Annotated in this window: 9 protein-coding genes; 5 read left to right on the plus strand and 4 right to left on the minus strand. The window is 40.8% G+C overall.

Translation table 11 applies throughout. The annotated features are described in order from the left end of the window. Positions 1-60 precede the first annotated feature (60 nt). The 4 genes from H6G76_RS10115 to H6G76_RS10130 form a co-directional block, all read right to left on the minus strand. Positions 61-1,419: a DICT sensory domain-containing protein gene (locus H6G76_RS10115; RefSeq protein WP_190699224.1), complete on the minus strand. Its 1,359-nt coding sequence runs from the start codon at positions 1,417-1,419 to the stop codon at positions 61-63. A 319-nt stretch (positions 1,420-1,738) separates the two neighbouring features. Continuing rightward, positions 1,739-3,241 carry a UDP-N-acetylmuramoyl-L-alanyl-D-glutamate--2,6-diaminopimelate ligase gene (locus H6G76_RS10120; RefSeq protein ID WP_190699227.1) on the minus strand — a complete coding sequence of 501 codons (1,503 nt, stop codon included), beginning with the start codon at positions 3,239-3,241 and terminating at the stop codon, positions 1,739-1,741. Between the two features lie 32 nt (positions 3,242-3,273). Continuing rightward, the gene (locus tag H6G76_RS10125; protein WP_190699230.1) at positions 3,274-3,579 is read right to left on the minus strand and encodes a glutaredoxin family protein; all 306 of its coding nucleotides are present in this window, start codon (positions 3,577-3,579) and stop codon (positions 3,274-3,276) included. A gap of 306 nt (positions 3,580-3,885) precedes the next feature. After that, positions 3,886-5,619, minus strand: coding sequence for a pentapeptide repeat-containing protein (locus tag H6G76_RS10130; protein WP_190699233.1), 1,734 nt, complete (start codon positions 5,617-5,619; stop codon positions 3,886-3,888). Between the two features lie 982 nt (positions 5,620-6,601). Between H6G76_RS10130 and sbcD the strand changes: the two genes are divergently transcribed. The 5 genes from sbcD (at position 6,602) to H6G76_RS10155 (ending at position 15,301) form a co-directional block, all read left to right on the plus strand. Then, positions 6,602-7,855 carry an exonuclease subunit SbcD gene (sbcD, locus tag H6G76_RS10135; RefSeq protein ID WP_190699236.1) on the plus strand — a complete coding sequence of 418 codons (1,254 nt, stop codon included), beginning with the start codon at positions 6,602-6,604 and terminating at the stop codon, positions 7,853-7,855. 426 nt (positions 7,856-8,281) lie between these two features. Next, positions 8,282-9,772 (plus strand): catalase, encoded by a 1,491-nt coding sequence (locus H6G76_RS10140; RefSeq protein WP_190699238.1) that lies wholly within the window; start codon positions 8,282-8,284, stop codon positions 9,770-9,772. Between the two features lie 1,076 nt (positions 9,773-10,848). Further along, entirely contained in the window at positions 10,849-11,616 is a 768-nt protein-coding gene (locus tag H6G76_RS10145) for a hypothetical protein (RefSeq protein WP_190699241.1), read from the plus strand. 66 nt (positions 11,617-11,682) lie between these two features. Further along, positions 11,683-14,379, plus strand: coding sequence for a filamentous hemagglutinin N-terminal domain-containing protein (locus H6G76_RS10150; RefSeq protein WP_313934762.1), 2,697 nt, complete (start codon positions 11,683-11,685; stop codon positions 14,377-14,379). Positions 14,380-14,974: 595 nt separating this feature from the next. Then, complete coding sequence (locus H6G76_RS10155) at positions 14,975-15,301, plus strand: hypothetical protein (protein WP_190699244.1); 327 nt, start codon at positions 14,975-14,977, stop codon at positions 15,299-15,301. Positions 15,302-15,561: the final 260 nt, after the last annotated feature.

Raw genomic sequence — 15,561 nt, forward strand, 5'->3', positions numbered from 1 at the left:
TCTGGAGTCTTGATGATAACTCTTTCACCGAACACAATATTAGACTTCATACTTCATACTTCAGCCTTTTTTGATGAGTAGCTGTACTATAAAAGTAGAACCTTCATCGGGTTTACTTCTAACAAGGATGGAACCACCACAGCGCGACAATAGCCGCTTGACAATGGTTAAACCTAAACCAGCACCACCAAGTTCTTCTGCGGTTCCTGAACGCACCCGAAAAAAGCAGTCAAAGATTTTAGAGATTTCACTTTCTGCAATGCCGATACCTGTGTCGCGGAATTCTAATTGCACGTAATCTCCATAAATACGCGCTTTGATTGAAACTTGCCCGCCTTTGGGCGTAAATTTAATACTGTTATGTAACAAATTATTGACTATTTGTTTCAGTCCCCCAGTCACGCAGCAAACGGCTGGTAAATCTGGGGATATGGTAGAGGCTAAAATAATACCTTTTTCTTGGGCTACAGGCAGGTAGGTACTAACTACTCCAGGTACAACATCCGATAAGCGGACTAATTCTAGGCTGATTTGTTCTAAATGATGCTCTAGGTTGATCAAATCTAATAAACCAGTAATTAGTATACTTTGGCGATCGCACTGGGTATTGAGCATCTGTAAGTAACGTAGTCGCTGTGGCGGTTTGAGAGTGGGAGAATTTAACAGTGACAGCGCAGTTTTCATATGTGTGAGGGGTGTACGCAATTCCTGACACAGACTCGCTAAATATCCTTCTTTAAGTTGGTCTCTATTTTGCAATTTTTGATTTTGCTCTTTTAATTTGACAATGCGTTTATTGCCAATTTGACGATTGATTTCATTCTGGCGTTGGAGTTGTTTTGTTAAGAGTCTACTGATGAGTGCTGGTTCGATTGTACTTGGATAAATCAACTCAGCAGGTAAAGTAGGCAATGATTCTGGTGCGATCGCCTGTTGAATTCCCTCTAAAACTTGCTGAATTATTCTTGCTTCCATTGCCGTTACAGCTACTAACGACGGAGTTTTTTTGTTATTTTTGGCTTTATTTGAATTGCCGGGTTGGCTTTTTTTCCGCAGACGGCGGGCTACTATTAAATTACAAAATTGCGGCGAGACTACTATAAAAAAGTATTCTCGCCGTAGTTGATAATTTGGTAGCAGTTGCAGGTAATTGTCCTGGCTAGATTTGAATCGATACGTATTAATTACTCCAACTTCACCCATCGCAGATTGATAGCGTTCTAATTCTGCCTGCCAAACTTTTCCTGGTGGTAGCTTAACCCAAAAAGTTGCAGTAATTTTCTGCTCAATTAGTAAATCTATTTGCGACCTCAGTAGTGCTAACAAACTTGCAGGGTTACTGGGGAATGCTTGAGGTGGTGCTTCCACTCCCACGGTCAACTGATATATGGATAGCTGCTTACGTAGAGTGTCATTCATGAGTTAAGCCTAACAGGAAAGAGAAGGAATAATTATGACATTGTTTTTCAGTTTTATGTATCAGTCTTTTACAAAAGACTACGTGCTGTATATTCAGTTATGAATAGTCTCAAGAAACACAGGCAATAGGGAAGAAGGCAATAGGCAATAGGCAATAGGCAATAAGTAATAGGTAATAGGGCAATAATAGAAGAATAGTGTTTCTTCAATAGGGTATGAGAATAGAGACTGGGAACTGAGGAGGATGAAGGTTTTACTGCATAGCAGAACTCGCAAGGTAGGTGGCAATTCATACTTTTCTTTTCCCAGTCTCCACTATTTAACTCTCGATTTTTAGCCTAGCTTGTAAAGCGTCGCGTGCGTGTTCTCGGTCGTCAAAGTGGATTTTTTCGGTGCCGAGAATTTGGTAATCTTCGTGACCTTTACCTGCTAACAATACTCCGTCACCGGGCTGGGCTTCTAAAATTGCGGTACGAATGGCAGTAGCCCGATCGCAGATGACGGTAGGCTGTACTGTGTCGGGAATTCCTGCCAAAATATCTTGCAAAATTTTCTCTGGGTCTTCGGTACGGGGATTATCAGAAGTCACTACTGCTACATCTGCTAAGTCAGCAGCGATTTTTCCCATTTTCGGGCGTTTGGTACGATCGCGATCGCCGCCACAGCCAAACACGCAAATCATTTTGCCAGGAATAAACGGCCGTGCAGCTTTCAGCAAGTTTTCTAAACTATCAGGGGTATGGGCATAATCAACAATCACGCTGATATCTTGTTGTGGCGTAATTTGCACCCGTTCCATTCTTCCCGGAACACCAGGAAACTCAGCAATTGCATCGGCAATTAACTGTAAGTCTAGTTCTAAGTGTAAAACTGCTCCAACTGCTGCTAAAACATTTTCTAAATTATATTGTCCGACCAAAGGTGAACGAAATGCGACTTCACCTTTGGGTGTGTGTAAAACTCCACTGACACCATTGGGCTGATAGTTTAAATCACTCAGCCATAAATCAGCATTGCGATTGCTGACACTATAACTCCAAACTTTTTCCGGCGACAATGCGGCGATTAAACGTTTGCCGTAAGCATCATCAGCGTTAATTACCGCCCGTCCCTTGAGATAATTCGGACTAAATAACAACGCCTTGGCCGCAAAATAGTCTTCCATGTCGCTGTGGTAGTCCAAATGGTCTTGGGTGAGATTGGTAAATACACCCACCTCAAACGGACAACCCAAAACTCGACCTTGCGCTAACGCGTGGGAACTCACTTCCATGACACCAAACTCACAACCAGCATTTACTGCTGCTGCTAATTGCTGTTGTAATTCCACTGAGAATGGCGTGGTATGGACAGCAGTTTGCACAAACCCTGGCCAGCGAGTGTAAAGAGTACCCATCAAGGCGGTAGACAGATGCGCTTTGTTAAGGAGAAATTCAATTAGGTGCGTCGTGGTGGTTTTGCCATTAGTGCCAGTCACACCTACTAACTTAAGTTTTTGTCCGGGATAATCGTAAAAAGCAGCAGCTATTTGGGCGCAAGCTTGAGTCATATCACTGGCACTAATAACTACAGCCTCCGGCGTGGGAGGATTTTTTTCAGCAGCTTCGGCAGAAACAATCGCCGCTACCGCACCAGATGCGATCGCACTTGGCCAAAATTCCCCACCATCTACCCTTGTTCCTGGCATTCCAATAAACAAATCCCCCGTGCTACAAGCATGAGAGTTAGTTTTTAAACCCCTAACCTCTGCATCTTCTAAGCTGGGATTGCTGGGTATTTGTGCCACACTGTCTACTACTGCTAGTAATTCCCGCAATTTCATGTTGTGAACCTCGCCACAAGTTTTTCTTGCGCCTATTCTGCATTATTTTTTTTGGTATTGGATAAATACTTACACAACATTTGCTCAATTTGCAGGACATTTGCACGAGGAGAGGGACGCGGTAAAGGTTGTTCTACTATCTCGGAACCTTGAAAGCTAGCTAAAAACAGCACCGGCACTTCATACTGATACGCCCCAAACCAATCTTCACGAGTTGTAATGTCACGGATTTCTAACTGTAGAGATGTAAAATTTTCTGTCTTTAAGATTTGTTCTAGTTTTTCTTGTAAGCCCTCGCACAAATGACAACCGGGTTTGCTGTATAAAATCAATCGCATTTGCTGTTTACCAATACGTATGCTGTCCAGATGCGATCGCTCGCATCCTTAAAAGCCATGATAATCAGTTATCAGTAAACAGTTATCAAAGCGTATTATATGGTATTTTAGCGCATTACAACTTATCACCATATTGTGGCAGACTCTGACCTAAAGATACAGCGTTTCTCGGTTGGGTGCAGTACATCTTTCTAGGAGAGCTTATGCTAGAGACTACAGATTAGAAGTACTTAGGCTAGGATAATATACCTCATCCAAACGAAAAGTGCTGTAAATACATCACTGATAACTGTTAACTGTTAACTGTTAATTGAGAAGCCCTGCAATAACCTGCTGCACTCGCTCCAAACTAGCACTATCTTGTTTTTGAGAATAAATTTTTATCGCTTGTTCAAAGGCTTGTTTAGCTTCTACTTTCTTTTTCAAAGCTAATAAAGAATTACCTTTATTTTCATATGCTGCGGCATAATTAGGGTCTCTTTGAATTACGCGCTCGCAATCTTTAATTGCATCCTCATATCGCTTACGATTATATCTAGCTACACTGCGTTGATAATAAGCTTCAGTATAGTTATCATCTATTTCAATTGCGCGGTCATAATCTTTAGTTGCATCTTTATGTTCGCCGATAGCTGCACGGGCGAGTCCACGATTAAAATATGCCCAAGCCCAACTATTAGAATTATCAATTGCTCTATTATAATCTTGAATCGCGCCTTGATAATCTTCCAGTGCAAAGCGAGCTAAACCTCTATTATGATAAGCATCGGCAAATTTAGCATTGATTCTAATCGCCTGGGAAGCTTCTGTAATTACGGCTGCATAATCTTTTTGAATACGGCGAATTGTTGCGCGTCCATTATAAGCTTCTGCATTGTTGGAATCGAGGCGAATTGCTTGGTCAAAATCAGTTAATGCACTTTGATAATCTTTTTGCTGGATGCGAGTTAGCCCGCGATTGCTGTATGCTCTGGCATAGTTAGGGTCAAGTTCAATAGCTTTGTTATAATCAGCGATCGCAGCTTGATAATTTTTCAATTTACTAGCAGCAAAACCGCGACTAATGTAAATTTGAGCATCTTGAGGATTTAATTCAATAGCTTTGTTGTAATATGCGATCGCGCTTTGATATCGTCTTTGGCTGCTGAGTGTATCTCCCCAACGGCTGTAATCTCCAGCATCAGCACGAATATTGTTAGGTAGGCTATCGAAATCAAGACTCGCACCCCTTAAATCTACATTCTGCAAGTTTGCGCCATTTAGTTGACTCCCAATTAAGTTTGCACCCTGCAAATTAGCATTGTAGAGGTTAGCATTCTGCAAATTAGTACCATTAAGTTTTGCATTACTCAGGTCAGCATTTTGTAAGTCAGCATAACTGAGATTGGCATTTTTTAGTTCTACACCCCTCAAGTTGTAACCATTTAAATTTACTCGGCTGAGGTTAACGCCATTGAGAGACACACCACGGAAGTTAAAATTCCTGAAGTCTGCATTACTTAAATCAACACCATTGAGATTTACGCCTTGCAGGTTGACATTATCAAATCGCACACCCCGCAAATTGACATTACTAAGAGTAACACCACTCAAGTTAGCACCACTTAAATCAGCATTACTTAAATCTGCACTAGTTAAATTAGCATTTCGCAAATCAGCACCACTCAAGTTTGTTCCACTCAAGTCCGCATTACTCAGATTTGCACTTTGTAAATCAGCACGGAATAAATTTGCGCGGAATAGTTGAGCTTCACTCAAATTAGTATTACGTAAATTAGCACCACTTAAATCAACTCCACTTAAATCAGCAGCACTCAAGTTAGACTGATAAAGGTCAGCACGAATCAGGTTTTTCCGGCTTAAGTTGGCTCGGCTTAAATCGCATTTAGGACATTTGTTGGAGTCTATTAGCTGCTTAACGTGTTCAGGTTTTTCTGCATAAACCGGAACTGCGATTAACAACGGAGTTAATAAAGTAAGAGCAACAAAAACTTGCTTAATGATTTTTGGCTTAGTGATGATAGTAATTTCTTCTCGCATCCGTACCTAATCCTTCAGCTTTTTATCTTAGAGATAAACTACTCTACAATCTCAAACTCAAGAATTAAGGATAAACTCAAAGTTATTTTTGTTCCTTACGGCATTGTTTATACTGAGCTTTAGCAATTTAACTTACAAACTCTTCACGTATAGGAATGTGGTTTGATTCCTATACATACTTGTGTAGAGAGGCAATAGGCAATAGGGAACAGGAAAGAAGGAACAAAGGTAAAGGTATACTGAGTTTTTTTTCAGAAATCAAATATGAGTCCTATAGATTGACTAAGTATGAAAGTTTTTTGTGTTGATCCCAATTTTTTAGATAACAAAATGTAAAAACCCTGTTCAGTATTGAACAGGGTTATGTAAAGTTTCTTTGTTAAAATTCCGACAATTCAAAACTAGAACATATTCATGATTGTAATAACACTTGCGCTAGTCAACATAATCAAAGCGCCCATAACTACGGATACACCTAGGTTGTTGGGTTTGGAAGTGTTCATTTTTTTAAATTCCTAATAAGTGATTATGCTTTGTTTAAGAATAACAGTCTCCGTATAAATAACTATTAATGCAATGCAAAACTTAAAATAGCGTAAAGGTTCTTAGTAAAGGCTGTTGTATATACTCACAAACCCTGAGCCAGCAAATTTTTCTGCTTGTGTAATTACGGTTGACAACTATCTTTGGACATATAGCAATCTGATTAGATATGAAAGAAAGGCTCAGATCCCCAGCTTATCAAAGGATACTGTTAGCGAATAGGAGGTCTGACCACTTGTTTACCTACAAATTGGCTTGTAGAGACGTAGCATTGCTACGTCTCTACATTTGGTGGAATGTCGAAATTTCGTGAGGTGTTCCTTTAATATGAATAGCCTGAATGTAAAATTCCTTAAATGAGTTAACTTCTTTAGAATTAAGAGGAATTCATATCTATAAATTCCCAGCCCAAAGTAATTCACGTTAACTATAAACTTTTATGATTCAAATCCTCCACCTCTCCGACATCCACATGGGAAGCGGTTTTTCCCACGGTAGAATTAATCCGGCGACAGGTTTGAACACGCGTTTGGAGGATTTTGTTAACACTTTATCGCTGTGTATCGATCGCGCGTTAACAGATCCAGTCGATTTAGTAATATTTGGTGGTGATGCTTTTCCGGATGCGACACCGCCGCCCTATGTACAAGAAGCTTTCGCCAGTCAATTTCGTCGCTTGGTCGATGCTAATATCCCGACAGTATTGTTAGTAGGAAATCATGACCAACATTCCCAAGGTTTGGGAGGCGCAAGCTTAAATATTTATCGGACTTTGGGTGTACCGGGTTTCGTGGTTGGTGATACGTTGACAACTCATACTATCGAAACCCGCAACGGTAAAGTCCAAGTAATTACTCTCCCTTGGTTGACTCGTTCTACTTTAATGACGCGCCAAGAAACTGAGGGTGTGTCATTGGCGGAAGTCAACCAGTTGCTAACAGATAGGTTGCAAGTTGTCATTGAAGGAGAAATTCGCCGCCTTGACCCCGATGTACCTACTATATTATTGGCTCACTTGATGGCTGATAATGCTAGTTTAGGAGCAGAACGTTTGTTGGCGGTGGGTAAGGGTTTTACTTTACCGTTATCTTTGTTGACGCGACCTTGTTTTGATTATGTGGCGTTGGGACACGTCCACAAACACCAGAATTTAAATAAACATAACAACCCGCCAGTAATTTATCCCGGAAGTATTGAACGGGTAGATTTTAGCGAAGAAAAAGAAGATAAAGGCTATGTAATGATTGAACTGGAACGGGGAAATACTACTTGGGAATTTTGTCCCTTACCAGTTCGGAGTTTCCGCACCATTGAAGTCGATATCTCCAAAGCTGAAGATCCACAGGCGGCAATTCTCAAAGCGATCGCAAAACATGATATTCAAGATGCAGTAGTGCGATTAATTTATAAACTGCGATCGGAACAGTTGGATGTAATTGATAATGCTGCCTTACATACTGCCTTAAAAGCAGCCCATACCTACACCATTCAACCAGAATTACTCAGTCAGTTAGCACGTCCCCGCGTACCTGAACTGAGTGCGAGTAGCAGCATCGACCCAATGGAAGCCTTAAAAACTTACTTAAATAACCGAGAAGACCTCAAAGACATCGCCGCAACCATGCTAGAAGCAGCTGAAAAACTCCTATCAGATGATGTCGAAGTCTGGTTAGAAGGTGCTGCATCTAATTGATATGTGGGGTGTGGGGAATAGGAATTAATTTCTTCAACTCTCTGCGCGACGGACACTTTGACAGCAGTTGCTACAAGTCGGCAAAGCCGCCCAAAGCACTGCCTCCTCAAGTCGGGAAACCCGCCCACGCAAGCGGAACGCCTAGCGGCGAATGCGTGAGGCAAAAAATTCTTGTTTTCCAACACCTCACTTTCTTAAAATTTTCAGATTTTTTCTCCTAAATCCAGTTTTCAACCCGATACTAACGCTGGTTACTATTTTGGGATAGTTGAAATATTACAGATTATTGCAATCTCTGCTTTATCCTTGTCATCTCATAATCATTCCGACTACGCTATAGATACAAACTCATAACGACTATAAATAAGCTGACTATCTCAACAAATATTGCAACCTCTAAGTAAATTGCTGGAGAAATCATCCACTATGGCAGACCCCAAAACATTGACAACCGCCGATGGTATTCCTGTTGCAGATAACCAAAACTCTTTGACAGCAGGTGAGCGTGGCCCTGTACTAATGCAGGATTTCCACTTAATGGAAAAGCTGGCTCACTTCAACCGCGAACGGATTCCTGAGCGTGTTGTTCATGCGAAAGGCGCAGCAGCATTTGGTACGTTCACTGTTACACATGACATTACTCAGTATAGTAAAGCTAAGGTTTTTTCTGAGATTGGTAAGCAAACCCAAGTTTTACTGCGCTTCTCTACAGTAGGTGGCGAAAAAGGTTCAGCCGATGCGGAACGTGACCCTAGAGGTTTTGCAGTTAAGTTTTATACGGAAGAAGGTAACTGGGATTTAGCAGGTAATAATACGCCAGTCTTCTTCATCCGCGACCCGCTCAAGTTTCCTGATTTTATCCATACGCAAAAGCGCAACCCACAAACTAATTGCAAAGATGCTAATGCGATGTGGGATTATTGGTCACTCAGTCCCGAATCTCTGCATCAGGTGACAATATTATTTAGCGATCGCGGTACTCCTAAAAACCACCGCCACATGAACGGCTATGGTAGCCATACATTCAGCTTAATTAATGCTCAAGGTCAACGGGTTTGGTGTAAGTTCCATTTCAAAACTATTCAAGGAATTGAAAACTTCACCGCCGAAGAAGCCATTAAGGTGAAGGGAGAAGACCCAGACCATGCAACCCGTGACTTATTTGAATCTATCGAGCGCGGCGACTATCCTAAATGGCGAGTCTGCATTCAGGTGATGACAGAAGAGCAAGCCGCACGTCATCAAGATAACCCCTTTGACTTAACTAAGGTGTGGAAGCATTCAGAATATCCCTTAATTGATGTAGGTACTTTGGAACTCAACCGCAACCCGCAAAACTACTTTGCGGAAGTTGAGCAAGCTGCCTTTTCTCCTTCTAACGTCGTTCCGGGGATTAGCTTCTCTCCCGATAAAGTATTGCAAGCTCGGATTATGTCTTACGCCGATGCTCACCGCTATCGTATCGGTGCAAACTATCAGCAATTGCCAGTGAATCAACCGAAGTGTCCGGTGATGTACTACCAGCGTGATGGTGCGATGGCGTTGGGTAACAATGGCGGCAATACACCTAACTACGAACCCAACAGTTATGAAGATGCACCAAAGCAAAATTGTGCTTATGCAGAGCCAGCCTTGGATTTAGGCAATGTTAAAGTTGATCGCTTCGACCACCATACAGGTAATGATGACTACACTCAAGCAGGCGACCTTTATCGGCTGATGACACCAGACCAACAAGAGCGTCTGATTCAAAATATTGTCGGTAGTTTGAGCCAAGCAAGACAGGATATTCAGATGCGCCAACTCTGCCATTTCTTCCGCGCAGATATGAATTACGGTCGGCGTGTAGCTGAAGGCTTGGGGATTACAATTGATCCGTCCATGCTGCAAAAGGCGGCTCAAGCAGTTGGAGTGTAGGCAGGAGGCAGAAGGCAAGAGCTATCCTTTGTGTACTACCCTGCGGGTTCGCCGTCAGGCGTTCTCGAAGAATAGCCGCTAACGCGTCTATGCGACCTTTGCGGTTCGTTTAAAAAAATTCAGTCTTCCACGATGAGATAGACATAATTCAGATACGCGGCTTTTTTAGAGAGTCGCGTATTTTATTGTTAATTATTTCCAAATCTTAGGAGCGATCGCAGTATATTCCATTGTTTACTGATAACTGATAACTGATGTGCGATCGCATCCGCAAAGGTACAGCTACTCGTTTAAAATCTGCCCCACAAGAAACTGTCAGCAGTACTAAATCTTGAGTAAAAAATGTGCAAGTTTAATAAATTGACTATTAGTTATAGCAATTCTATTTGATTTCCAAACTATCCGTAGGGGCAAGCAATAGGCAATAGATTTGTTTGATTTATCAGGTGAGTATTACGCACCTGATTTTTTTTACGCAAAAAACCCTCAAACTCCTATAAGCTGAAGCACACATTTATTACATAATCGCTTCATAGATTCGTTAACCATTGATAATTGACTATCAACATCATTCAAAATCAACACAGAAATTCGTGAAGGCATTGGTATATATAGCAATCCTATTTGATTTACAAACTGCTTATGTGGATAGGCAATAGGCAATAGATTTGTTTGAATCTCATTTAGGACTGCTATGGTACTCATATTTGATTTTGGAAAAAAATCAGTATATTATTACCCTCCTTCTCTACTCTTGCCTATTCCCTATTCCCTTCTTTACTCTTGCCTATTGCCTGTTGTCTATTGCCTATTCCCTATTCCCTTCTTACACAAGTATATCCAGTAAGCAAACCCAATCCCTCTATATGAGAATTTCATAAAGAAAAGATAATAAGCAGTTAAAAGCTTGTGATTTCTGCTTCAATCAAAATAAATTAAACAATAATAGCTATGCAGCAACTTCATGGTTAATAGTGAACCGCACAAGTTGTTGTATACATCTTTTAACAAACTCTTAAAACGTTAGCTGGGCTATGTTTAGCAAACATTTATCTCTCATACTAAGGGTGTATTGCATGATGGAAAATAGCTTCAAAAAAGCTGTAGGAGTAGCTACAGTATTTGCCGTTTTAGCTTATTTAACACCAGAGTTTGCTCAAGCGCAAAGAGTACGTTCACCAGGGCCAAGTTCGTTGACTACGGTAGTAGGTTCGCCGGAAGAACAGGTGCCTACTATAGACTTTACTATTAGGCAAGGAAAACGTATACAAAGTAAGCAGGATTTAGGGTATTTTCCTAAAGCAATTAAAAACTTTACATTTGTATCTGGAGGTGTTTCTAATAATGTATTCATTTGTGGTAGACCAATTTGTCAAGATGGTAACGTGAGGGTTACTAAATTAACAACCGATAATAATGGTAATATCAGCAATCTCAGAGTTGGTATTAATGAAGCTCCCATCACTTTGGCAGAACTCCAGAGTATTTTTAATAGTAAGAATCCTTCGGGTATCAATTTTTATCAGGATGTCATCAGGTTTGATGTAACATTTGATGAAAGAAGTTCTAAACCTGCATTAGTCTGGTTTGTGCAATCTAATGGCAATAATGATTTCATTTATAATCTATCCAGCTTGACTAAAGTAAGATCAATTCAAGCTATGTTACCTAGTCGTGTTAAAATTAGTTATGGTACTGTCAAAAACAACAGTACATTTCCTCTGACTGTTAGCCAACAAACTCCGGAATCAAACACTAAAGTCGGTTTGTTAGGCTTGGGCGCATTAGGTGTAGTCGCAATTTATCAGCGCCATCAGTGCCGGAAAAGCAAATCTAATTTTTGACAATCACACAGGTATCATCTGTAAAATTATTGACTTTGAATGTTACATAACTAAGGTGCGATCGCAGTGGTAAAAGTAGATTCTCTGATGCGATTCTGGACATGGAATTGTAGTGCAATATTGTGGTTGTTAGCAGGCAACCCAGCAATTGCAGACATCGTTCCAGATACCACTCTCCCTACCAATACCACTGTCAGCAACTCTGGTAACGTGAAAGTTATTCAGGGCGGTACCCTTAGAGGCACAAACTTATTTCACAGCTTTCAAGAATTTTCCTTTTCTGTCAATACAGCTGCTACTACAGGTGATACTGCCTTCTTCAACAATGATGCGGCAGTCAGCAATATATTTGCACGGGTAACAGGTGGCTCAATCTCCAATATAGATGGTGTAATTAGAGCCAATGGATTAGCTAATCTATTTTTAATTAATCCTAGTGGGATAATATTTGGCCCCAATGCGAGCTTAAATGTTGGTGGTTCTTTTGTTGCCAGTACCGCCAATAGTATTAAGTTTGCTGATGGTCAAGAATTTAGTGCCACAAACCCAAATCCTAACCCATTATTAACAGTCAGCATTCCTGTAGGGCTAGACTTTAATTCTAACGTCGGTAGAATTGTCAATCAGTCCCAAGCTAGCCCCAATGGAGAAGTGACTGACGCTTTTCCGCCGAACCCCATTGGGTTGAAAGCTGCTATTGGTAAAACCTTGGCATTGATAGGCGGTGAGGTAGCCATCGAAGGGGGAAACCTGACCACGACAGCAGGCTCAATTGAACTTGCTAGCGTCAGTACAGGTTTAGTTAAACTAACAGACATTGCCAAAGGTTACGCCTTTGACTATTCAGGCGTACAAGACTTTGGACAGCTTCAAGTTTCGCAATTTTCAATTATTTACGGCAGTGGTAATGATGGCAGCGAGATTCACTTGCAAGGTGGAGATATCAAGCTGACTGATAGTTCTTTAGTATTTATTAATAGCTTTGGGGAAGGCAAACAAAATAATTTGTCAATCAATGCCAAAAATTTAACTATAGATGGTGGAGCATTTTTAGCAACCTTTGCTGTTGGTGAAGGTGACGCGGGAAATATACAAGTAAAAGCTTCAGAAACGGTGGACTTGGCAGGTACAACTCCAGACGGTTTTTTTCCTAGTGGTATAGCCTCTCAAGTTCTGGAAGCAGCCGAAGGCAATGCTGGTAATGTAACACTGGAAGCGAAAAATCTACTAATTAGAGATGGGGCAATTCTAGATTCTTCTACCTTTGGGTTTGGTCAAGCAGGAAACGTGAGTGTCAAAGCCTCAGATTCCATAGAACTGCGGGGAACAACCATAAATGGACTATTTCCGAGTGGAATTTTTGCTATAGCCGCTCAATCAAGTGCAAATAATTCCAGCAATGGCGGGAATATAACTCTTGAAAGTCAAAAACTTAGCGTTGTAGGCGGCGCACAGATATCTGCCGTGACTCGCAACAGTGGCACAAGTGGAAATATCGATATTACAGCTTCAGATGCGATACTTGTCAGTGGCACTGGGTCTTTAGCTACTGCTTCACCCTTTGACAGTTATCGTAGTGGTATATTTGTCTCGGCTCAACCAGGTGCTACAGGTAGTAGTGGCAACTTGAACATCAAAACTAGACTTCTGACTGTAGAAAATGGAGCGAGGATAACAGCCAGTAACGTTGATTCTCTTCAAGGAGGAGGCAATGCAACTTTCGATCTCAGCCAATTGCTAGTCCAAAATGGTGGAGAAATAAGGGCTGATTCTTTTGGTAAAGGGCCGGGTGGGACTTTAAATATCAAAGCTTCTGACTCTGTAGAAGTTGTGGGTGTTGGGAATATTGGCGGTGAAAGTGTCATTAGTAGACTGTCCACCCAAGCGCAAGCTTCTGGGAATGCTGGTAACTTAATTGTTAATAGCGATCGCTTGTCGGTACGAGATGGCGCAGAATTAACAGTAAGTAGTAAAGGCTCTGGACAAGCCGGAAATTTAGAAGTCACAGCCCGTAGAGTTCTCTTAGATAACCAAGGTAAACTAATTGCCGAAACAGCCTCCGGTAACGGCGGGAATATTAAACTCACATTAGATGAGTCATTAGTACTTCGGCGCAACAGTTTAATTTCTACTACAGCCGGGACTAATTTTGCTGGGGGAAATGGTGGCATCATCAATATTCAATCACCCTTAATTGTCGCTATCCCTTCCGAAAATAGTGACATCCGAGCTAATGCTTTTACAGGCAATGGCGGTCAAGTCAACATCACAACTAGAGGTATTTTTGGCATTCAACCCCGACTAACTGAGACACCCAAAAGTGATATTACCGCTAGTTCGACCTTTGGTATTAATGGCGTGATCAACATTAATAACCCAGATGTTGACCCCAGCCAAGGTTTAGTTAACTTACCTGAAAGTGTAGTCGATATTTCCAATCTGATAGCACAAGGTTGCAACGTACAACCACAACAGCCTATCAGCCAACTAGTTGTGACAGGACGTGGGGGTATGCCTCCTAGCCCCAATGATAGTCTTAGCGATGATACAGTGTGGTCAGATACACGCTTGACTAACGCAGTTAAGCTACAGCCTCCCGTAGCAACTACCACTGCGGCACCAATCAAAACACCTAATACATCTGTAGTGCCTGCATCTAGTTGGATGTTCAATAACAAAGGTGAAGTTACACTTATTGCTCACGTGCCTAATGCTACGTTAGATAGTATAGGGACTAATAGCACTACTTGCCGTAATCCCTGAGTTGAGATTTATAGTAAGCAACAAAATTAAAAGTGTGATGTCTACCAAAAGCCCCTTTGCATATATGTACTTTCAACATTACATCTAGTTTTTGCAACAGCGATCGCATCTGCGGAATGTAGGATCAACCATAAAGTGGCGTTCTTTTAGATAATTGGTATTAAAATTATAGTTAATCAGAAAAATTTAACTTTTTGACAAACTCAAATATTGCATACTTATCTGAATAAACATTGCGTATAGTTGCAATATATTGATAATTGAAACTCAAAAAAAGATAAGAATTAAAGTATAGGTATCATTAATTTTAATTAATTCGGAAAAAGGAGTGTAATACAGCATTTTTCATCCCAATGAGGTACATTCCTCTAGCCTAAGCGCCCCTATTTACTTGTACTGCACTCAACCGAAAAACGCTGTATTATGGCTATTTGCTAAATTATCTAGCCATATATTTTGAGTGTGAAAATCTTTTTCAGATAAAAACTTTGCTGCATCAGCTTTTTAGTCTCAGCCTGAAACTACTTTAGCTCTAAGATTACACGCCTCTTGTCGATTCTATAAATTTTATCGCATAGCAAAGGAGTGATAGCTCATGAAGGCTAAACTTTTTAAGTATTTGGGTTTATCTTGCGCTGTAGTGATGCTGAGTAATACAGCATCTCTAGCTGACAGTGCATCAGGTAAAATTAGAGAATATCATCTAAATAGTCAAGTAGCACAAAGGGGTGTGTGCATTCAACTAAACCCTACATTACCAACTCCTGGTGGCTGGTTATGTTTGTGGAAAGACAATTCTTTGTACAAGGAAATTACTGATTTACTTCTAGAAGGTTATTCAGCACAAAAAACTTGTTCGGTTACTTGGACTACTTATCGCGGTGGTTACGCAGCTATTGATTATATGAGCTGCTTCAACTAAGTTTTTCTAAAGTTGAAACCAAATACAGGCTCCCAGTATTTCAATGACAAATTAACTTTTGTCAAGATAAATTGATGGCGTAAATAATTACTTAGGCTAATAGTTTGCCAAAGAAAAAATGCAAAGTCAGGGGAAAAGGTAGTTTTATCTTTTCCCCTTTACAGCAGTTTCCTGTGTTATGAGGTACAGTAACAGCAATTAGTAAACCAGTTTCTTAAATGTTGAGGATTCATTAAGTTGAGTGCAACTGAGATAACTGT

This window comes from Nostoc sp. FACHB-152, assembly GCF_014697475.1.
In the GTDB taxonomy this organism is placed as follows: domain Bacteria; phylum Cyanobacteriota; class Cyanobacteriia; order Cyanobacteriales; family Nostocaceae; genus Nostoc_B.